Origin of the sequence: Pyxidicoccus trucidator (genome assembly GCF_010894435.1) — a bacterium.
Lineage (GTDB): Bacteria > Myxococcota > Myxococcia > Myxococcales > Myxococcaceae > Myxococcus > Myxococcus trucidator.
Genome location: NZ_JAAIXZ010000008.1, coordinates 258704 through 278226, shown reverse-complemented (window position 1 = coordinate 278226; position 19523 = coordinate 258704). Strand labels below are relative to the sequence as shown.

Genomic DNA, 19523 nt, shown 5'->3' with positions numbered 1-19523 from the left:
ATGAGTTGCGGCTCCGCCGTCACGGAGCATGGATTTGAGGACCGAAGGACGCGGCGGGGAAGCTGTATGGAATGACCGGCCCCGTCAACTCGAAGCGGAAGATCAGCTCGACCGCCTTGCGATGAAGCTCGTCGGGAGGCACCCGGCGCCTCTGGTTGGCGGCATGGTACTCCCGCCACGCTTGATTCCAGTTCCCTCCCCGCCCGGTGCCACTGTGGATTTCACGGTGGATGTGTTCTGGGATGAGCATCGTGAACTTGTGGATGTCCACACCGAGCTGCCTGAACCAGTCAGCGAGCTGTGGCTCCTGGGGGAACAGGTGATGCTTGACCCGCTTGCCCGGCTCCTGCCGGAGCGCGGGCAGGAAGCCCTGGCGGTAGCGGAAGTGGAACGTCATCCGGGGCTGCGCACCCGGCCGGATGCCCGTGCTCCGCCAGTTGCGGAAGGCCGGCGGGCGCCAGGGCGTCCGGTACGCCTGCGCCAGCTCGACTCGCGGTGACAGCGGCGCGCTCGCCACGGCCTCCGAGGCCACGTCCTCACAGTCGAAGATTCCGCAGGTCTCGTCCTCGCAGGCAATCGCGACGCACTGGTCCGAATCCTCCTGCTCGCAGGAAGCCGGGCCATCCGCTTCGTCCCACGCACGCAGCGAGGGAGAACTGGAGCCGCACGCGGCCAGCAGCACCGTGGCAAGCGCCAGCAACAAGGAGGGCATCAGCAGGGCTCGCACCGTGGGGCCACGGACCCTACCAGAAGCAGGAGGGGCTCTCATTCCATGGACGCCCACTCCCGCACCTGCCACGGCATCAGGTGCGACTCCGCCGAGCTGCCGGGCGGCGGAGCATGAACGTCCAGCCTCACGACGGTGGCACCGTTGGCCTGAAGACGCCGTCAGCGAGCCTCCAGCTCACGGAACTTCACGCCTCCCAGCTCCAGTCGCTTCACGGCATCCACGAAGCGCTCGGAAACAACGATGGAGAGTTCCTCGCGGAGTTGAAACACGTCCAGGTCACCAGGAAGAGACATGGCATCCAGAATGAGCGGCGAGAGATACCGGATGTCCGCGTAGCCACACGTGGGACAGGGAGGCTTGCTCTTCGGCGACACACAATCCCGGTGCGGACGACCCGCAGCGGCCAATTGCACGTCCAGCAGCTCGGGAGGATTCCTTCCGCGAAAGCGGACAAGCGTGGGGCAGACATGCTCCAGCCCGCGAAGACCTGCTTCCTGGAGCTGAATCAGCGCCTCGCGGCGTACCAGCAATGCGCTTGAGTAGAACACGAAGAGCTCACCAAAGTGCCCACTCCCCTTGCCCGCCAGAGGCCCCAGGTGCACTCCCGATTCCAACCGGGCTCCTGGTGGCACGAAAGGTCGCACCAGCTCGACCAGCCGTTTCACCTCGGCTCTGGGGAGGGGCCAGGAATCGGACAGCGTCTTGAGCTCGTTTGCCGGCAGAGCGGACAGGTCCGCACATGGGTAGTGCAGACCGCCAATGCCTCCACCCGCGCGACACGTCGGGCAGGGCTCCACTCCTGGTAGCCCCCACTTGTGGGTGCCATTGATGTCGCCCGTATAGGGCGGCGACGTGTCCTCCTCGATTGCATGGAATCTCAAAGGATGTCCCATGAATTTGCGGCTCCGCCATCACGGAGCGTGGATTTGAGGGCCGAGAGAACCGGCGGGGAAGTTGTACGGCATGACCGGGCCCGTCAGCTCGAAACGGAAGATCAATTCCACCGCCTTGCGGTGGAGCTCTTCGGGGCTCACCGCGCGTCTCTGGTTGGCGGCATGATACTCCCGCCACGCCTGATTCCAGCTTCCGCCGCGCCCGGTGCCGCTGTGAATCTCCCGATGGATGTGCTCCGGGATGAGCATCGTGAACTTGTGGATGTCCACACCACGGTCCTTGAACCACCGCGCAAGGTACTCCTGCTGCGGGAACAGGTGGTGCTTGACCCGCTTGCCCGGCTCCTGCCGGAGCGCGGGCAGGAAGCCCTGGCGGTAGCGGAAGTGGAACGTCATCCGGGGCTGCGCCCCTGGCCGGATGCCCATGCTCCGCCAGTTGCGGAAGGCCGGTGGGCGCCAGGGCGTCCGGTACGCCTGTGCCAGCTCGACTCCCGGTGACAGCGGCGCACGCGCCACGGCCTCCGAGGCCACGTCCTCGCAGTCGAAGATTCCGCAGGCCTCGTCCTCGCAAGCAACCGCGACGCACTGGGCCGCATCCTCCTGCTCGCACGAAGCCGGGCCATCCGCTTCCTCCCACGCACGCAGCGAGGGAGAACTGGAGCCACACGCGGCCAGCAGCACCATGGCAAGCGCCAGCAACAAGGAGGGCATCAGCAGGGCTCGCACCATGGAGCCGCGGAACCTACCAGAAGCAGGAGGGGCTCTCATTCCATGGACGCCCACTCCCGCACCTGCCACGGCATCAGGTGCGACTCCGCCGGGCTGCCGGGCGGCGGGGCATGAACGTCCAGCCTCACGACGAGGGCACCGTTGGCCTGAAGACGCCGTCAGCGGGCCTCCACCTCACGGAACTTCACGCCTCCCAGCTCCAGCCGCGTCACCGTCTCCTTGAAGCGCTCGGAAGCGATGATGTCCAGGTGCTGGTGGAGCCGGAACACGTCCAGGTCCGGCGGTATGGACGCGGCGTCGAGGATGAGTGGGGACAGATACCGGATGTCCGCGGAACCACACGTGGGGCACGGAGGCTTGCTCTTGGGCGACACGCTGTCCGGGTGGGGCAGGCCACGAAGCTCCAGTTGCACCTCATGGAACTCAGGAGGGTTCTTCCCGCGAAAGCGGACGAGGATGGAGCACGACTGCTCCAGACCGCGCACCCCGGCATCCCGGAGCTGTGCCAGGGCTTGGACTTGAACCAGGAGGTCCGAGCGCAGGTACGCGAAGAGCTGGCCGAAGTGACCCGAGCCCTTCCCGGTCAAGGGACCCAATCCCACTCCGGATTCCAGGCGGGCCCATGAAGGAGCAAAGGGCCGCACCAGCTCACGCAGCCTCTCGAACTCAGGCCGGGGAACGGGCCACGAGTTGGACAGTTTCTTGAGCTCCGGTGCGGGCAGGGAGGACAGCTCCACGCACGGATAATTCAACCCGCCGATGCCACCGCCGGCGCCACACGTCGGGCAGAGTTCCTTACCGGGGAGCCGCTGCATGTGCGAACCATTGATGTCCCCCGTATAGGGTGGCGATGCGTCCTCTTCGACGATGTAGAATTTCACGAGCGCTTCCTATGTGCCACGGTTCCACTGTCAGGGCGCCTGGATGTTGGGGCCGAATGAATCCACCCGGGTGCTGTACGGCATGACCGGGCCGGTCAGCTCGAAGCGGAAGATCAGCTCAACCGCCTTGCGATGAAGCTCCAAGGGAGTCACGTCGCGCCCACGATTCGCAAACCAGTATTCCCGCCAGGCCTGGTTCCACCTCCCACCGCGCCCGGTAGCACCGTGAATCTCGCGATGGATGTGCTCCGGAATGAGCATCGTGAATTGATGGATGTCCACACCACGGTCCTTGAACCAGTTCGCGAGCTCCTCCTGTTGCGGGAACAAGTGGTGCTTGACCCGCTTGCCCGGCTCTTGTCGAAGCGCGGGCAGGAAGCCCTGGCGGTAGCGGAAGTGGAACGTCATCCGGGGCTGCGCACCCGGCCGGATGCCCATGCTCCGCCAGTTGCGAAAAGCCGGCGGGCGCCAGGGCGTCCTGTACGCCTGCGCCAACTCGACGCTTGGTGACATCGTCGCGCGCGCCACGGCCTCCGAGGCCACGTCCCCGCAGTTGAAGATTCCGCAGGCCTCCTCATCGCAGGCAATCGCGACGCACTGGTCCGCATCCTCCTGCGCACATGCAGCCGTGCCACCCGCTTCGTCCCACGCACGCAGCGAGGGAGAACTGGCGCCGCATGCGGCCAGCAGCACCGTGGCAAGCGCCAGCAACGCGGAGGGCATTCGCAGGGCTCGCACCATGGGGCCACGGACCCTACCAGAAGCGAATGGACGGTCCGGCGCTATCCTCCACGTCCATGCCCTCCGTCTGGCTCTCCGACTTCGACGCCATCTCCCGCCTTCGCCATCCGAAGTCCCAGGGCGCCAGCACCTCGCGACGTGTGTTGCTCCTCGCGCTCGTCGCGGGCTGCGCGTGGCTGTCCTCGTGCAAGCCCCGCGCGGATGCGCCTCGTGCCACGCGGGTGCTGTTCATCGGCAACAGCTACACCTACTACAACAACCTGCCCCGGGTGCTGGAGGCGCTGGCCGCCTCCGCGTCCCCGCCGGAGCGCATCGAGACGCGTGGGGTGCTCCTGGGCAGCGCGCGGCTGAAGACGCACTGGGACGGCGGCAGGGCGGCGGAGGCCATCCGCGAGGGAGGCTGGAGCCACGTCGTCCTCCAGGAGCAGAGCACGCTGGGAGTCCTCCTGGTGGACGGCCGGCAGCAAATCAACGACCCCGAGCGCCTCCTCTCCCCGTACGCCCGGAGGTTCCACGACGAGGCGAAGCAGCGGGGCGCGAAGACGGTCCTCGCGCTGACGTGGTCTCGCCGGAATGCCCCGGAGGCCCAGGCCCGGCTGAACCAGGCGTTCCTCTCGCTGGGCCGTGAGCTGGGCGCCACCGTGACGCCCATGGGGCTCGCCTGGAAGACAGTGCGCGAGCAACACCCCGACATCCCGCTGTACCTCGACGATGGGAGCCACCCCACTCCCGCCGGCACCTATCTCGCGGCCTGCACCCTGTACGCGACGCTCTTCGGCCGCTCCCCGGAGGGGCTGAGCTCCACCGTGCGTGGAGTCGCCATTCCGGACGGCCAGCCGGAGGGCGGAGAAATCGCCCTCGTCTCCCTCCCCGAGCCCACGGCGCGCATCCTCCAGCAGGCCGCGTGGCAGGCCGTCGAGGCACTGAAGGCCCGCGGCGCGGTCATCGAGGCTCCGCCGCCGAGGACGCTGCCCTCGCTCCCGCCCGGCGCGAGCGTGCGCTGGGAGGCGCTCCCCGGCACCTGGACTGGCGAGCTGCGCTTCTACCCCGAGGAGTGGGGCCGGTCGCCCGCGAAGCTGCGGCTGGAGCTGGCGCGCGCCGGAGCGCAGTACACCGGGGTGCTGCGCGTCACCTTCGCTGACGGCAACAGCGAAGGCCCCTTCCAGGTGCGGGCGGAGCGCGGCCCGGAGGGGGAGCTGCGCTTCACCGCGCCCTTCGGCGCCAACTCGTCGGGCGTCGTGCGCTACGAGGCGGTGATGGGCAGCGAAGGGACGCTGGTGGGGACGGCGGCGTACGAGGACCCGACGACGCTCGACCGCATGTTCGGCTCCTGGCACCTGGAGCCCGCGCGCTGAGGCCGCGCGCTACTCCAGCGATGCCGCACTGACGCGAGGGCCCGCGCTCACGGACCGCCGAGGGCGAAGGCGGCCATGCGGTCCACGAGCTTCGTGCCGGAGCGCTCCAGGACGTCGTTGTGCCCGGCGCCCACCACCGTCTCCACCGTGGCCTGGGGGAAGCGCTTCCCGAGCCGGCGTCCCATCTCCACCGGGATGAGCGTGTCCTGCTCGCCGTGGATGATGAGCACGGGCAAGCGCAGCTCGGGCGCCTTGGCGGCGGAGTTGAAGCGGTCCCTCACGAGGAGCCAGGTGGGCAGGAAGGGGAAGCTCAGGGCCGCCACGTCGGGGATGGAGGTGTAGGGCGACACGAGCATCACCCGGCTGCCGTGGCCACGCTTCGCCATCTCCACGGCCACGCCGGTGCCGATGCTGCGGCCACTGAGCACCGTGCGCTCCGGGGAAACTCCCTGGGCGCGCAGCCAGGCGAGGGCTGTGTCCGCGGCGGCGTAGATGCCGTCCTCGGTGGGGCTGCCGGGCGAGGCGCCATAGCCGGGGTACTCGACGGCGAGGAAGCCGAGGCCCCACGCGTGCAACCGGCCCCCCAGGTCCATCTGGTCCAGGAGCTGCTCGCCGTTGCCATGGAAGTGCACCACCGTCGGGGCTCCGGGAAGCGCGGGCAGGTAGAAGGTGTCCGCGAAGAGGTCTCCCTTCAGCGGCAGGCGGCTGAAGCCCTGGTTCTGCGGGAGGGCTATCGGTGCCCTGGGCGCGGGGAAGAGCATCGAGCGCTGGAGCGAGAAGGCAGCCACGCACAGCACGAGGTAGCAGAACGCGAGGGTGGAGAGCAGGATGACGAGCATGCGGCGCAGCCGGGGCATTGGCTCGCCAGTCTGCCTCATCCGGGCCCCGGGTACGCGCCCGGTCCGCCGCATGGCCACATGGCGGGCCCCGCCCCTCCCGCATCCACCTCCGGAAGTCCTCGCGTAGCCGCTTTGGTGGCTTCACCACCGAAGTCCCACGCACCGGAGGTCTCATCCATGTCGCATTCCAGGTTTCACGGCGCGGGCGCGCTGCTCGCGTCCTTCGCGCTCCTCTTCCTCCTGCCGCTCGCGGCCCAAGCCCAGCAAGGCTGTGACGCGCTCGTACCCTCGGGTGGAGACGATGCGCCCGCCATCAACGCCTGCCTGGCGAACGCCCGGCGCGCCGTGCTGGGCTCCGGCGTCTTCCGCCTCTCGCGCCCCATCGAGTTCCCCCGCGCCTCGGGAGTGCGGCTCCAGGGCGTCGGCGCGGAGTCCGTCCTCAGGCCCACGTATGCCTGCGGCCAGGCCTCGCCCTTCGTGGTGCCTGCCCAGGGCTCGACGAGCGGCCAGTACCAGCCTGTCATCAACGTCACGCGCGCCCCCGGTGCGGTGCTGAGCAACTTCCGGCTCAACCTGCAGGAGCTGCGGCGCGACTGCGGCCACAAGGGCGCCTACGCCATCATGGTCGACAAGTCAGACGACGTGCAGGTGCTCAACCTCCGCATCCGGGGCTCGCAGTTCGGCACGCCCGAGTACACGAGCGGCGGGGCCAATGGCGGCGGCGTCCAGTACGTCAACTCGGCGCGCGGCACCATCCGGGGCAACGACATCCGGGACGTCGGCTTCGCCGCGGACGTGGGCACCAACTCGGCGGGGAAGAACGGCATCGCCATCGAGAACTCGGCCAGCGTCCGCGTGGAGAGCAACGTCGTCGAGCGCGTCGGTTTCCAAATCTCCGTCTCCAACTTCAGCCCGGCCTTCGGCTTCACGGGGGACTCCAGCGGCACCGTCGTGACGGGCAACACGCTGGTCGGCGCGGCCAACATCAACTGCCCGGGCTGCTCGCAAGGGCGAGCCATCAAGCTCCAGGCCTGCGGCCGCACGGACGTGCAGGACGAACTGCCGCTGCGAAACCTCGTGGTCCGAGGCAATGACGCCCGAGACTTCGGCGGGGCCAATGGGCAGCAGGGCGGCTCCGGGCTCGACCTGGTGTGCGGCGTCCAGTACGGCACCTTCGAGAGCAACCGCTTCGTCGGCGCCGGCACCGCCGAGTTCGGCGCCCAGGTGCGCAGCTCCTTCCAGTCGCTGGTCAACCCGTCGCATCACAACAAGGTGGACTTCAACACCTTCACCTCAGGTCGAGGCAGGCCGGGCTGCGATGGCTCTTGCGTGGATGTGAACTTCAACGCGGACGCTCCGGACCAGATAGGGCTGCGACGGGGAGTCGCGGGCACCAACGTGGCCAGCAGCTTCCGCCCGGGGAGCAGCCGCTGCGGCGACTACGGCCACGCCTTCTTCAACTATCCGGCCGGCCAGGTGTTCGTGAACCGGGGACAGAGCCTGCTGCTCGCCGCCGCGGGGATGCAGCCGTCCACCTCCACCACCTTCCGCTTCCTGCGGCAGGACGGCGCCCTGGTAGCGGCCTTCACCTCCCAGAACGCCAACGGCAACTGCGTGGTGAACCAGCAGCTCTTCCCCATCAGCGCCGGGCAGTTCGCTCCGGGCCGCTACAACCTCGTCGCCGACTACCTCGACGGCCCGAGCAACGGCGTCCGCATCTCCAATGACCCCATCGGCACCATCGACGTGCGCTGAGGCCACTCCGGAGTCGTGACCTGGGGCTGTTCACGGGCTACCCCGCGAACAGCCCCAGCGGCGCGGGCGGGGTGAAGCCGGGGAACACCTTCGCCAGCTCCACGCCGGGCCGGGCCGCGCGCAGCGCCTCCGCCAGCGGCGCGCGCACGTCCGTCCACGAGGGCACGTCGCGCCCGTCCTGGAGGTGCTCCGGCGCCAGGGAGTCGAAGCGCCCGTACACCTTCCCTCCCCGCACGCCTCCACCGAGCATCAGCATGGCACTGCCCACACCGTGGTCCGTGCCGCGACTGCCGTTCTCCCGCACCGTGCGGCCGAACTCCGTCAGCACCACCACCGTCACCTGCTCCAGCTTCGGCCCGAGGTCCGCGGCGAAGGCGGACAGCGCTCCCGCCAGCTCGCGGCACCGGTTGGCGAACACGCCCGTCGCCGCGCCCTGCGCCGCGTGCGTGTCCCAGCCGCCCATCTCCGTGGCGGCGACCTCCAGCCCCATGTCACCGCGAATGAGCCTCGCGATGTCCCGGAGCCGCTGTCCCAGTGGTCCCTTCGGGTACTCCACGGAGGAGTCCGTGGGCAGCTTCGCCAGGCGGTCCTCATCCAGTCGGGACAGCGCCTCGAAGGCGCCCTGCCCCGTCGTGCGCAGCGCCTCGTCCACCGCGCCCGCGTAGAGCGCGCTGAAGCCGCTCGCGGCCTCCTCGCCTCGCCTTCCACCCCGGAGGCGGAACTCCTCCAGCCGTCCCATCGCCAGCGCTCCCGAGCTCCCGAACAGCGCCCGGGGCAGCGTGGGCTGGAGCGCCACCGCCCGCAGCGCGGCGCCACCTTCTTCACCCTCCAGCGCGCGGTTGAGCCACCCGTCCGCCGTCGCCTTCCGCCCCGGCGTCCCGGACTCCACGAAGTCCTGCGCGTCGAAGTGCGAGCGCACGGGCACCGGCAGCCCTACGCCATGCAGCACCGCCAGCCGTCCCTCGCGCCACAGGGGCAGCAGCGGTTCGAGGCTTGGATGCAGGCCGAAGCGGCCGTCCAGCTCGAGCGCGGCGTCGGCACCGCTCCCCGGTGACTTCAGCGCCAGCGCGGGGCGCGCGCGGTGGTACGCCGCGTCCTCCACCGGAGGCACCAGGGACAGTCCATCCACGCCGCCGCGCAGGAAGACCGTCACCAGCACGCGACGCGAGGGCCCCTGGGGACTGGCGGCGAGCGCCCGTCCGAGGAAGCCGGGTGCAAGGAGGAGACTCGCGCCCGACAGGCCCAGGGCGCGCAGCAGGTGGCGGCGAGACAGTGGCGGGCTCATGGCTTCTGGAACTCCGGCAGGTCCGCGCCCGACAAGCCCAGGGCGCGCGGCAGGTGTCGGCGGGAGAGTGGCGGGCTCATTGCTTCTGGAACTCCGGCGAGCCGAGCAGCAGCCCGGCGATGAGGGGAAGGTCCACGGGGCTCGGCTCGCCCTCGGCGCTGGCGGCCTCCGCCCGCTTCGACAGCGCGGCGAGGATGGTGGCCCGCGTCTCCGCCGACGGCGGCGCTCCCAGCAACGCCCTGCCGAGCGCCTCAACCTGGCCTTCCACCGAGGAGCTGGCAGGCGAGGCCAGCGACTCCAGCGCCACGCGAGTCCCCGGCAGCCGTCCGGACACCAGCTCCAGGCTGAAGTTGAGCCGGGCCACCAGCGCGCCGCTGTTCACCCACGGAGCAGCGACTTCAGGGAAGCCCGTGGGCGCGGGCGCGCGGTAGAGCGGCTCGCCCATCTTCGCCAGCGACTGCACCAGCCTGGGCCGCACCGTCACCTCCGCCCCCGTCGCCCGCAGCGCCGACACCACGAACTCGAAGGGCGTCTTCACCTTCGTCCCTCGCACCTCGGGCGCCCAGAACTCCGGTGACTGGAAGAGCGCGCGGTACACCGTGCGCAGGTCCCCATCCGAGTCGAGGAACACCTTCGCCAGACGCTCCACCAGCGCGGGCGGTGGCGTGTCCGAGACGAACCGCCGCGCCAGCTTCGTCGCGACGTGACGCGCGGTCGCCGGGTGCTTCGCCAGCAGGTCCAGCACGCGCTCTCCATCCTCCAGCGTCCCTCCCGGGGGAATCCGCTGCCCGAGCACGTGCTTCTCATCCGCGTCATGCGCCCGGCGCCGGAAGAGGAACTCGGGCTCGCGGCGCGGCCGGCGGATGCTCCAGCCGGTGAAGCAGCGCGCCACCTCGCGCACGTCCTGCTGCGTGTAGCCGCCGTCCACGCCCAGCGTGTGGAGCTCCAGCAGTTCGCGCGCGTAGTTCTCGTTGAGGCCGGGGCGGGGCTCGGGCTCCTCCGCGTCCTCGTGCTCGGCCATGGCCTCGTCCTCGGGCAGGGCCACGGCTTCCGGCCGCGCGTCCTTCCTCCCGGCGCGGAGCATGGGCAGCCCGTCCCGGGTGCTCCGCCAGTTGTCCAGGTAGAAGAGCATCGCCGGGTGACGGGCCGTCGCTCCGAGCAGGTCGCGAAAGCGGCCGAAGACATGCGGGCGGATGGCGTCGCGCTCGTAGGACGTCACCATCCACCGCACCGCGCCCTTGTCCGCCGACACGTTGAAGTGGTTGAACCAGAAGTCCACCAGCACCTCTTCGAGCTGGTGGGGACTCTCCACCGCCCGGAGCACCTTGGCGGCGGACAGCTCCAGGCCGATGAGCGCGGGGCGCTGAAGCTCGCGTCCGTCCAGCAGCGCCTGCTCCCGCTGCTTCTTCTGGGGGAAGTCGCGCGTCAGGTCCGCCATCGACATCGTCAGCGTGGGGAGCGCCTGAAGCTTCTTCTCCAACGCCGCTGTAGACCCCGAGGAGCGGCGGGCGAGCTGGGTCTCCACCCATTCGTCCACCCCCAGCCACCGCACCTCTTCCAGGGTCCGCGCCGAGGGGCCAAAGGCCAGCCGGTTGAGTACGTGCGCCGCGCGTGCCTCATCAATGGGCGGCGGCGTCCAGATGACGGACGCCCCCTCGGGGTGCGGGCCGTGCCCACACGAGAGCAGGACGGCCACCAGGGGCCAGAGGGACAGAAGGCGCATGTCGCAGGTTTCAACCCGGGAAGAGGCCAGAAGTTACTTCGCGTGCATCGATTTCGACCTCGTCGGCTCCTTCACCTACCCCGTCTGTTCCTGACGGACAGGAAACGAAAGGCGAATCGAGATGACCGCGAAGACAGGCGTGTGGCTCGTGATTTCCACCCTCACCGTGGCGGCGCTGTGGGCCGCTCCCGCGGAGGCGCAGGAGGAGGATGCCTGCCTGGCGGAGTACAGTGCCTGCATGGACCGGGCAAACGCGGAGCCCGTGGACTGGATTCGGGATTACTACGTGGATTATTGCAGGGACGTGTTCGGCGCCTGCATGCCGTACATCGGCTGTGGCGATAACTACTGTAACGCGAGCGCCGGGGAGACCAGTCAGACCTGTCCGAACGACTGCCAGTAGCGCGGAGCCAGTCAGGTGGTGAGGGGCGCTGGCCGGACCTTGTCAGGCCCGTTCAGCGTCCGTCCTTCAAGAAGCCCAGCAGCAGCGAGCGGAAGACCTCCGGCGCCTCCAGGTGCGGCGAGTGGCCGACGCCCGGCAGCACCTCCTCGCGCGCGTGACCGCCCTGGCGCCGGTACGCGTCGAGCATGGCCCGCATCTGCCGCACCATGGGCTGCGGCGGATACACGTCCGCTCCAGGCCAGCCCGGCACCGCGCCCAGTTGCCCCAGGAAGCCGAAGTCGAACAGCGAGGTGTCCGACACAATCTGGTCATCCGCGCCGCGCACCCAGAGCACCGGAGGCCGCGTGGGGATGGAGGGGAAGTCCCGCACGTCGAAGTACTTCCCGGAGATGGCGTTGTTCATGCCCCGAGTCCCGGGCGCCACGCCCGGCCAGTTCGCGGAAGGCTCGCGGCTGCCCGGATAGAAGTCGTCGCCCACGCCCATCTTCAGCATCTCCGCCACGAGGGCGTCCTCCCGCGAGCGCTCCAGGCGGAAGGGCGGCTTGAAGTAGTACCGGTTCATCACCGTGCGCGGCGAGGCGTCGTTCTCATCCGACGTGTCCCCCGCGAGGAGGCGCCGGACGAACTCCGGGTTCACCGTGCCGCCGCCCGAGCCCGCGAAGTCCGGCCAGCACGGGGCCACCGAGGTGTCTCCCTTCTTGCCGCCATAGCCCGCCGGGGAGATGGGCGCGAGGAGCACCAGCGAGGCCACCCGCTCCGGGTGATTCAACGCGAAGCGCATCACCACGCCCGCGCCCGCGGACCAGCCCACCAGGTGCACCTGCTTCCCCGCGGGCAGCAGGTCCGGATGCTCCAGCAGCGCGTGCACGTCATCGGCGAAGTCACCCACGCCGCGAGTCGCGTCGATGGGCGCGCGCTCCGTCTCCCCGAAGCCACGCAGGTCCGGCGCGAGGCAGCGGAACGACGGAGGCATCGCCGCCAGCGTCTCCTCGTAGAAGCGGCAGGAGGACACGTTGCCGTGGATGAAGAGCACGGGCACCCCGTCCGGAGCACCGCTCACCAGCAGGTGCTGCACCCGGAGGCGGGACGTGGGGACCTTCAGGGATGCGCTTCGAGGCAGCAGGTTCGGGGTCGTCATCCAGTGGCTCCGAGGAAGTGGGCGCAAGAATCGACCAGCGCCCGCCCGAGCGGAAGCCCTGTCGCTCACTCCCGGGAGCCGCCTCCCTCCAATTCGCGAATGAGGGACACCAGGTCGTCCTGCTCCCCCTGGATGACGAAGACGCCTTCCTCCCCGGGCCGGGACTCGGCGGGCGGCGGACTCCGCTTCGGCCTCGCCGCTGACGGCGGCAGTCGGGTGACGGTGGCGGGCCGGGTCCGGGCCATGGGCGTGGCACGCAGCTCGTCGATGGGCTCGGGCGCCGGAGCGTCCTCGGGCGCGGGGGTGGGCTGGCTCCAGTCCGTCTTCTTCGCCAGCCAGTCCGCGTAGCGCGCAAAGGACCAGCAGCCGTCGGCGGCGCCGGTCTCGATGGCCGACGGAATCTTGTAGAAGGCCCCCTGCCTGACGATGCTCTTCACCGCCGTGCTGGCCATGAGCACCTCGCACTCGGGCACGCGCAGGCCCACCTCCGGCCGGTAGCGCAGCCGCTGGCACACCACGCCCACGAGGCAGTCCGCGAGCTGCGCGCACACCGCCGCCTGCATCTCCGGTGGGAAGGCGGACACCACCCGCGACAGGGCCTCACCCGCGCTGGCCGAGTGCACCGTGGCCAGCACCAGGTGCCCCGTCTCCGCCGCATTCAGCGTCAGGCGCATTACCTCCGGCTCGCGCATCTCCCCCACCATCAACACGTCCGGGTCCTCCCGCATCGCGTCGATGAGCGCCTGCTCGAAGGACGGCGTGTCCCGTCCCACCTCGCGCTGCCGGATGAAGGACTGCCGGGGCACCAGCGCATACTCGATGGGGCTCTCCACGGTGATGATGTGCCGCGCCTCGCCCAGGTTCAGCTCCTGGAGCAGCGCCGCCTGCGTGGACGTCTTCCCCGAGCCCGTGGGCCCGCTCACCAGGACGAGCCCATGGGTCGGCTCCACGAGCCGGCGCAGGTCCGGGTGCAGGTTCAATCGCTTCAGCGTCGCCTGCGACGTGGACAGGAGGCGGATGGCGAAGCCCACGCCTCGCGCACTCCGTAGCACGTTGATGCGGATGCGCTGGCCCTCCAACGTGCGCGACACGTCGTAGGAGCAACGCTCCAGGAACTCGTGCCAGCCGTCCTCGCCCACCACCTCGCGAGCCAGGGCGGTGAGCGTGGAGGAAGGCACCGGCTCGCCCACCAGCCTCAGCGTCCCTCGCACGCGCAGCGCCATGGGCATGCCGCCCTCCAGGTGAACGTCGCTGGCCCCCTGCTCCCGGGCGCGGCGGATGATGGCTTCGAGCTCCATGCGGGTCATCCCTCCTGACTCGCCACACTGGAGCAACCGGCGTGCCGGGCAACTACCTCAGGGAGTGCCGTCCGGAGCGCAACAGCCTCACGTGCCGGATTGGCGGAGCGACAACGGTCGCCGGGACAGATTGTCCCCGCGCCCTGGGAAGGCTGTCGTCCGTCCGCCAGCCCACTCGCCTGCCCGTCACATACGGCCACCGCACCCTCCACCCGCACGACCTGCTCCTGGCCCCCTGGAGGTTCTCGTGCCCGCTGATGCTCCCGGCTCCGCCCGGCCCTCACTGCCCGCTGGGTTCGAAGACGTCCTCTCCTTCCCGCTGCTCCAGGCACTGCTCGGCCGCCGCGCCCGCCGCTTCTCCATGGGCGCGTCCATTCCCGATGGGCCGCTGGCCCACACCTCGCACCAGGAACCGATGCCGTTGAGCGAGCTGGAGCAGCTGCTCTTGCTGCTGGCGGCGGGCGGCAACACGGGCTGGCACTACGCCATCACCCGGAACGCGCACTACGCGCCCCACTTTCCCAACTACGCGGGCGCGGCGGGAGGCCGCACCTTCCCCTCCGCCGCCGGCTTCCACACCAGCGAGCTGTTCTTCACCGACGACAGCGGCGTCTACCTCTTCGCCACCCGCGACGCGCCCGCGCTCGCGGAGAAGGAGGAGGATGGCTCCTTCGACCTGGACGACTTGCTGGAGGCCCACCGGGGCCGCATCCGCAAGCTCGACTCGGGCCGGCTCCAGTTCCCCCGCGAGGAGCCCTTCATGGAGGGCCACAACACGTGGTGCGCCAACGTGCCCGGCTCCATGCTCGTCATCCCCGTGGCGGACCTGGCGCAGCACATGCTCGCCGGCCTCTGCTTCCTCGTGCAGAACGGTTACTGCCTCTTCGATGACGTCCACGGCGAGCCCTTCCCGGACATGGAGCGCTTCCGCGGGCTGGTCAACGTGGACGCGCCCTTCCCCTTCTCCTACGTCGAGCAGTACATCCTCACCGAGGCCACGGCCGAGCTGGCCTGTAGCTGCTACGCCGGAGCGTTGATGCTCCAGGCCATGGGCCTGGGCGGGTGGATGTTCGACGGCATCGACCGGCACACCATCCTCGGCGCCACCGGAGACCCGCGCGCGCCCGGCCTGCGCTTCCGCTTCGACGTGGACTCGCGCTGGACGATGCCCAACCCCACGGGCCTGCCCGGCGTCTTCGAGGCCTTCTGCCCGCCCCACTACCCGGACATGCGCGCGGCGGTGGACGCGCTGTGCGAGCGCAAGTTCTCCAAGGGCGGCCCCTTCAACCCCGGCACCCCCGGCGCCTGGAAGGAGAGCCCCCGTGTGCGCGGCGCCGCCAAGGTCCACGACGCACGGTTCCGCGAGTGCGTCGCCCACATGGCCCAGGTCATCCTCGACAGGTTCGGCAAGTTCCCCGGCACGGTGCCGAGCGTCTTCTGCCTCACCTACCTCCAGGCCCACCACCTGGACCTGGAGTTCTACGACACGCACTTCCAGCCCGGCGCGTACCTGCCCACGCACGCGAGGCACCTGGAGCGCTGGCACCCGGGCACCCGCGCGACGTGAGGCCTCGCGCTCAGCCCAGCAGGGACACCAGCGTGTAGGCCACCGAGCCCAGCACCACCGCCGCGCCCAGCATGCCGCCGACGATGACGCCCACCGGGTTCCGGTCCACGAAGCGAAGCACCTCGTGCAGGCCGCGCTTCACCATCGTTCGCTGGCACTGCACCACGATGTGCCCCTCCAGCAGGTCCTGGAGCGCCCCAATCATCTCCTCCACCGACTGGTAGCGCTTCGCCGCCTCCTTCTCGAACCCCTTCGCCACGAACCACGACAGCTCCGCGGGCACGGGCGGCTGGTGCGGATTCGACTGGAGCGCACCCACGGCGGGCGTCACCTTCTGCACTCCGTCGAGGATGTCGGCGAGCGACTCGCGCCCGTCCAGGTAGTGGCGCAGGAACAGCAGCTCGTGGAACAGCACGGCCAGGCTGTACACGTCGCTGCACGCATCCAGCCGGTCCTGCTCGCCTCGGGCCTGCTCCGGGGACATGTACATCGGCGTGCCGATGACGGAGCCCACCTGCGTGCGCAGCGAGGGCGAGTCCCTCAGCCCCACCCGCGCGACGTCCGGCATCGGGTGGATGCGGGCCGCGACGCCCTGGCTGTCGGGCGTGCTCACCGCCGGCGTGCGCACCAGCCGCGCCAGGCCCCAGTCCATCACCGTCACTTCACCGAACGGCCCCACCATGATGTTCGCCGGCTTCAAGTCCCTGTGGATGATGCCCTTGCGGTGCGCGTACGCGACGGCGTTGAGCACCCCGAGGCACACCTGCACCCGCGCCCGGAAGCCGAAGCGCTCGTGCGTGGCCCGGTCGCCCTTCCGCAACCGGGAGATGATGGCCTCCAGCGTGTCGCCTTGCAGGTGCTTCATCACGAAGAAGTACCGGCCGCGCTCGTCGATGCCCACGTCGTGCACCGGGACGATGTTCGGGTGGTCCAGTTGCCCGACGGTGCGAATCTCCTCCACGAAGCGCAGCACCCGGTCGACGTCCGCGCCCTCCGGCAGCCGCTTGAGCGCCACCAGCCGCTCGATGTCGTGGTCCTTCAACAGCACCACCTCGCCCATGCCGCCCTGGCCCAGGGGACGCATCTCCTCGAAGCGCTCGCGCTGGGGTGGGATGAGGTCCGCCTTTTCCCCATTCCACTCCACCCGGGGCAGCACCGTGTTGCGGCGCGAGGTGGCGGCGGGCGTCGGCGCGGGTCCGCTCCGGGGGTTCTGGGAGAGGACCGTGGCGTCCAGCGTGTCCGGGGCGTAGCGAAGCGTGTCCGTCATGGGCCACCTGAATAACAGGGCCTCCCCTGGCCCGCTCAACCCCCCAGCCCTTGTCAATAATCAGTTTCCGGCTGGGGGTGAACCCGGCCCGCACGACTCGTGGCTTGAAATGGAGCGCGAGCTGTAATTCCCATGCCCCCCAACAATGGACGCTCGCCTCTTTCCTGTCCTGTTGTTGCCACTGCTGCTGGCCAGCGCCTGTGAGCCCATCCAGGAGCCCGAGGGCGTCCGGCCCCACACCCCCGTCCGATTGACGGGCCCGTTCAACCCCATCCCGGACCTGCGCGCGGACGTGAATCGCGACGGGGTGGTGGACCTGGAGGACCCCACGGACGACGAGGGCGAGGACTCCTGGTCCGCCGAGCGGGGCGCCATCTTCCTGGCCAACATCGATGACGACGAGAGAGTCTGCGACTTCTCGCTGTCGCCCCTCACCGTCAGCGACGAGATGCTGCCGCGCTGCAATGACGCGCTGGACTCGCAGGTGAATGGCGAGGATGACCTCGCCGACCTGGCGCGCCTGCGCACCGCGCCGTGGCCGGAAGCGCCGGACTATGCCATCGGCTACGTCACCGTCTCCGGGCCGGCGGCCCGCAAGGTGCGGCTGTTCAAGAGGAGCGCGGGAAATTACTTCTCACAGCGAACGCCCTACCGGCTCTCCCTCTCCGCGGCGGAGTTGCGGCGCGGCGTGCGGCTGGCCATCGAAGCCACGGACATCGTCAGGGACCCGCGCGAGTGGGACGGCACCGCGGACGTGGTGTTCACCATCACCCGGGGCCGCCCCACCGAGACTGAGTTCCAGGACACCGTCCGCATGCGCGTCGCGCCGGTGGTGATGTTCCACCACCTGAGCCCGGCCCGAAACGTCTTCGTCTCCCACATCGCCGACGAGCCGGAGGCGGCCCGGTTCCGCAAGGACTTGCGCGCCGCGCTGACAGCCGGAGCCCCGCCCGTGACGCTGTCCGAGTTCGAGGTGGAGGACCTCTGGACGCAGGACTACTTCGAGCCTGCGTACATGTCGATGCCCGCCGCTGGCGGCCGGCAGCACGTCATCCAGGTCAACTACCGCGCGCCCTTCGTCATCAGCACCCGGAAGAATGACCCGCTGCGCGCGGCCGGGCGAATCGTCTACTGGCTGCGCGGCCCGGACCAGGCCGCCGTGCAGCAGTACCAGCCGGGCCTGTCGAAGGAGTCCCAGACGCTCAACTCCTTCGGCAACACGGAGGTCATCCCTCCGTATGAGAAGGACGGAGTGCGCTACCCGCTGGGCCGGCTGCTGCGCGGCCGGGGTCCGGACTCGCGGCCGGACTACCAGCCCGACCCCAGCTTCACGCGACTGCTGGAGGCGCAGGCGGTGCAGCCTCCCGTGTACGTGGACACGTCGTGGCTCAATGTCAGCCACGTGGATGAGACGTTCAGCTTCCTGCCCGCCAACACGCCGCGCGGGTGGATTGCCCTGGTGGCCGACCCGGCCCTCGCCCGGCGGATGCTCCTGGACGCGCAGGCGCGGGGCCATGGCGAGACGAAGCTCTTCACCGGCCTGACGTGGGGCTTCGACCGGCCCGCGGAGCTGACCCTCTCCCAGGTGCTCGACAACCCCGGCGTCATGGACGCGAGCGCGCTGGCCGCGCTGGAAATCGACTCGCAGCTCGCCATCCTCAAGGAGGAGACGGGCCTCACCGAGGCGGAAATCATCCGCGTGCCCTTCCTCTTCCAGGAGGTGACGGGCGGCATGTCCGCGCTCCAGCCGGCGACGCTGAACCTGCTGGCGGTGTCCTCCACGCAGGTGGTCGCCCCGGAGCCGCATGGGCCCCTCATCGACGGGGTGGACCCCTTCAAGGCGCATCTGGAAGCGGCGCTCGCCGCGTACGGCATCCGCGTGCACTGGAGCGACGTCTGGAGCCCGTACCACATCGGCGGAGGACAGGTGCACTGCGCCACCAACGCCTCGCGCGAGGTGCCCCAGGTGAAGTGGTGGGAGGGTGGACGATGAAACGCGACCTGTGCCGCGGCCTCGGCGCTGCCCTCTTCCTCGTGGCGCTGACGGCGGGTGCTTCGGGTGCGCCCCGCGCGACGTCGCTCGTCGGCGGCTGGCAGGCGGAGCTGCTGGAGCAGATTGCCGTCGCCCGCCGTGAGACGCCCGAGGCCTTCTCCCGGCTCGACGCCGCCACTGCCCGGGCGGAATTGCTGGACGCGCGCAAGCGGGGCACGCTGGCCACCGTCTCCCCCGTCTTCAAGGAGCTGGGCCCTGAGGCGCTGTGGCCCATGGTGGAGCGGATTGCCTTCCCGCTGGAGAAGGACCTGCGGCCGGTGCGTGACTCGGCCCAGCTGGCGCTGACAGTGGGGTTGATGGAGGCGGCCGGAGAGCTGCGCGACGCGAGGCTGGCGACGCTGTGGAAGAACATCCTGGAGGGCGCGGACACGCGGGCGCCCGTGCTGCGCGCGGCGGCGGGAGCGCTGGCACGGCTGGAGACGCTGGAGGCCGCGCAGACGCTCATCGCCCTCTCCCGCCTGGGCGGCCCGCGCGGCGAGGCCGTGCAGGAGAAGCTGGGCGAGTGCCGGCGCCTCGTGGTGGCACGCGCGCTCGCGGACGCGCTCGAGGCCCGTCCCGCTCCCGAGGAGGCACGACGGCTGGCTCGGGCGCTGGGAGACGCGGGCTCCGCCTGGGCGTGGAAGACGTCCTCGGTGAGCGCCCGCTCCGAGGAAGGCGCCGTGCGGCGGGTGGCGGCGGAGGCGCTGGTGCGCGCGTACCTCCACTACACGGGGGACGTGCGGCAGGCGCTCTCCAACGCCGTGCTGCGGGTGGACGCGCCGGAGACGCCGTCCCTCATCGACGCGGTCCGGCTCCAGGTGGAGGAGCCCCGGCGGGCCGAGCTGGAGGCCCTGGCGGAGCGGCTGCGCCGAAACCCGCTGCGCTGA

Annotated in this window: 17 protein-coding genes; 6 read left to right on the top strand and 11 right to left on the bottom strand. The window is 70.1% G+C overall.

Annotated elements, in window-relative coordinates:
* Window positions 1–19: 19 nt before the first annotated feature.
* The 5 genes from sitA6 (G4D85_RS23475) to sitA6 (G4D85_RS23455) all read right to left on the bottom strand — a co-directional run bounded on the left by sitA6 (G4D85_RS23475) (window position 20) and on the right by sitA6 (G4D85_RS23455) (window position 3974).
* Entirely contained in the window at window positions 20–712 is a 693-nt protein-coding gene (sitA6, locus tag G4D85_RS23475; RefSeq protein WP_164015702.1) for a SitA6 family polymorphic toxin lipoprotein, read from the bottom strand.
* Window positions 713–888: 176 nt separating this feature from the next.
* A complete protein-coding gene (gene sitI6 / locus G4D85_RS23470) occupies window positions 889–1623 on the bottom strand; it encodes a SitI6 family double-CXXCG motif immunity protein (RefSeq protein WP_240359452.1) in 735 nt (244 codons plus the stop codon).
* Window positions 1624–1641: 18 nt separating this feature from the next.
* Window positions 1642–2352: a SitA6 family polymorphic toxin lipoprotein gene (gene sitA6 / locus G4D85_RS23465; protein WP_164015697.1), complete on the bottom strand. Its 711-nt coding sequence runs from the start codon at window positions 2350–2352 to the stop codon at window positions 1642–1644.
* Between the two features lie 158 nt (window positions 2353–2510).
* Window positions 2511–3233: a SitI6 family double-CXXCG motif immunity protein gene (gene sitI6 / locus G4D85_RS23460; protein ID WP_164015694.1), complete on the bottom strand. Its 723-nt coding sequence runs from the start codon at window positions 3231–3233 to the stop codon at window positions 2511–2513.
* A 30-nt stretch (window positions 3234–3263) separates the two neighbouring features.
* Window positions 3264–3974: a SitA6 family polymorphic toxin lipoprotein gene (gene sitA6 / locus G4D85_RS23455; RefSeq protein ID WP_476705375.1), complete on the bottom strand. Its 711-nt coding sequence runs from the start codon at window positions 3972–3974 to the stop codon at window positions 3264–3266.
* 56 nt (window positions 3975–4030) lie between these two features.
* Between sitA6 (G4D85_RS23455) and G4D85_RS23450 the strand changes: the two genes are divergently transcribed.
* Window positions 4031–5329: an SGNH/GDSL hydrolase family protein gene (locus tag G4D85_RS23450; RefSeq protein ID WP_164015691.1), complete on the top strand. Its 1299-nt coding sequence runs from the start codon at window positions 4031–4033 to the stop codon at window positions 5327–5329.
* A gap of 47 nt (window positions 5330–5376) precedes the next feature.
* On the opposite strand, the gene G4D85_RS23445 is transcribed toward G4D85_RS23450, so the two are convergent.
* Window positions 5377–6186 carry an alpha/beta hydrolase gene (locus tag G4D85_RS23445; protein ID WP_164016092.1) on the bottom strand — a complete coding sequence of 270 codons (810 nt, stop codon included), beginning with the start codon at window positions 6184–6186 and terminating at the stop codon, window positions 5377–5379.
* Between the two features lie 159 nt (window positions 6187–6345).
* Here G4D85_RS23445 and G4D85_RS23440 point away from each other — a divergent pair, with 159 nt between their 5' ends.
* Entirely contained in the window at window positions 6346–7923 is a 1578-nt protein-coding gene (locus tag G4D85_RS23440) for a right-handed parallel beta-helix repeat-containing protein (protein ID WP_164015689.1), read from the top strand.
* Between the two features lie 37 nt (window positions 7924–7960).
* Here G4D85_RS23440 and G4D85_RS23435 read toward each other — a convergent pair whose 3' ends face one another.
* Window positions 7961–9208, bottom strand: coding sequence for a DUF1501 domain-containing protein (locus tag G4D85_RS23435; protein ID WP_164015686.1), 1248 nt, complete (start codon window positions 9206–9208; stop codon window positions 7961–7963).
* A 76-nt stretch (window positions 9209–9284) separates the two neighbouring features.
* Window positions 9285–10931: a DUF1800 domain-containing protein gene (locus G4D85_RS23430; protein WP_164015683.1), complete on the bottom strand. Its 1647-nt coding sequence runs from the start codon at window positions 10929–10931 to the stop codon at window positions 9285–9287.
* Window positions 10932–11052: 121 nt separating this feature from the next.
* On the opposite strand from G4D85_RS23430, the gene G4D85_RS23425 reads away from it, so the two are divergent.
* A complete protein-coding gene (locus G4D85_RS23425; RefSeq protein WP_164015681.1) occupies window positions 11053–11334 on the top strand; it encodes a hypothetical protein in 282 nt (93 codons plus the stop codon).
* Window positions 11335–11386: 52 nt separating this feature from the next.
* On the opposite strand, the gene G4D85_RS23420 is transcribed toward G4D85_RS23425, so the two are convergent.
* Entirely contained in the window at window positions 11387–12472 is a 1086-nt protein-coding gene (locus G4D85_RS23420) for an alpha/beta fold hydrolase (protein ID WP_164015678.1), read from the bottom strand.
* A gap of 65 nt (window positions 12473–12537) precedes the next feature.
* Entirely contained in the window at window positions 12538–13770 is a 1233-nt protein-coding gene (locus tag G4D85_RS23415) for a type IV pilus twitching motility protein PilT (RefSeq protein ID WP_164015676.1), read from the bottom strand.
* A gap of 247 nt (window positions 13771–14017) precedes the next feature.
* On the opposite strand from G4D85_RS23415, the gene G4D85_RS23410 reads away from it, so the two are divergent.
* Window positions 14018–15337: a hypothetical protein gene (locus tag G4D85_RS23410; RefSeq protein WP_205525667.1), complete on the top strand. Its 1320-nt coding sequence runs from the start codon at window positions 14018–14020 to the stop codon at window positions 15335–15337.
* 10 nt (window positions 15338–15347) lie between these two features.
* Here G4D85_RS23410 and G4D85_RS23405 read toward each other — a convergent pair whose 3' ends face one another.
* Window positions 15348–16604, bottom strand: a complete 1257-nt coding sequence (locus G4D85_RS23405) for a serine/threonine-protein kinase (protein ID WP_164015673.1) — start codon at window positions 16602–16604, stop codon at window positions 15348–15350.
* 145 nt (window positions 16605–16749) lie between these two features.
* Between G4D85_RS23405 and G4D85_RS23400 the strand changes: the two genes are divergently transcribed.
* Window positions 16750–18597, top strand: a complete 1848-nt coding sequence (locus G4D85_RS23400) for a protein-arginine deiminase family protein (RefSeq protein ID WP_164015670.1) — start codon at window positions 16750–16752, stop codon at window positions 18595–18597.
* A complete protein-coding gene (locus G4D85_RS23395; protein ID WP_164015667.1) occupies window positions 18594–19523 on the top strand; it encodes a hypothetical protein in 930 nt (309 codons plus the stop codon). Before G4D85_RS23400 ends, G4D85_RS23395 begins: the two co-directional genes overlap by 4 nt.

Excerpts from the sequence above, each read along its gene's own strand:
- sitA6 (WP_476705375.1), bottom strand. The coding sequence starts at position 3,974 with ATGGTGCGAGCCCTGCGAATGCCCTCCGCGTTGCTGGCGCTTGCCACG.
- sitA6 (WP_164015702.1), bottom strand. The coding sequence starts at position 712 with ATGCCCTCCTTGTTGCTGGCGCTTGCCACGGTGCTGCTGGCCGCGTGC.
- G4D85_RS23415 (WP_164015676.1), bottom strand. The coding sequence starts at position 13,770 with ATGGAGCTCGAAGCCATCATCCGCCGCGCCCGGGAGCAGGGGGCCAGC.
- G4D85_RS23420 (WP_164015678.1), bottom strand. The coding sequence starts at position 12,472 with ATGACGACCCCGAACCTGCTGCCTCGAAGCGCATCCCTGAAGGTCCCC.
- G4D85_RS23445 (WP_164016092.1), bottom strand. The coding sequence starts at position 6,186 with ATGCCCCGGCTGCGCCGCATGCTCGTCATCCTGCTCTCCACCCTCGCG.
- G4D85_RS23405 (WP_164015673.1), bottom strand. The coding sequence starts at position 16,604 with ATGACGGACACGCTTCGCTACGCCCCGGACACGCTGGACGCCACGGTC.
- G4D85_RS23450 (WP_164015691.1), top strand. The coding sequence starts at position 4,031 with ATGCCCTCCGTCTGGCTCTCCGACTTCGACGCCATCTCCCGCCTTCGC.
- G4D85_RS23440 (WP_164015689.1), top strand. The coding sequence starts at position 6,346 with ATGTCGCATTCCAGGTTTCACGGCGCGGGCGCGCTGCTCGCGTCCTTC.
- G4D85_RS23400 (WP_164015670.1), top strand. The coding sequence starts at position 16,750 with ATGGACGCTCGCCTCTTTCCTGTCCTGTTGTTGCCACTGCTGCTGGCC.
- G4D85_RS23425 (WP_164015681.1), top strand. The coding sequence starts at position 11,053 with ATGACCGCGAAGACAGGCGTGTGGCTCGTGATTTCCACCCTCACCGTG.
- G4D85_RS23430 (WP_164015683.1), bottom strand. The coding sequence starts at position 10,931 with ATGCGCCTTCTGTCCCTCTGGCCCCTGGTGGCCGTCCTGCTCTCGTGT.
- G4D85_RS23435 (WP_164015686.1), bottom strand. The coding sequence starts at position 9,208 with ATGAGCCCGCCACTGTCTCGCCGCCACCTGCTGCGCGCCCTGGGCCTG.
- sitA6 (WP_164015697.1), bottom strand. The coding sequence starts at position 2,352 with ATGGTGCGAGCCCTGCTGATGCCCTCCTTGTTGCTGGCGCTTGCCATG.
- G4D85_RS23395 (WP_164015667.1), top strand. The coding sequence starts at position 18,594 with ATGAAACGCGACCTGTGCCGCGGCCTCGGCGCTGCCCTCTTCCTCGTG.
- sitI6 (WP_240359452.1), bottom strand. The coding sequence starts at position 1,623 with ATGGGACATCCTTTGAGATTCCATGCAATCGAGGAGGACACGTCGCCG.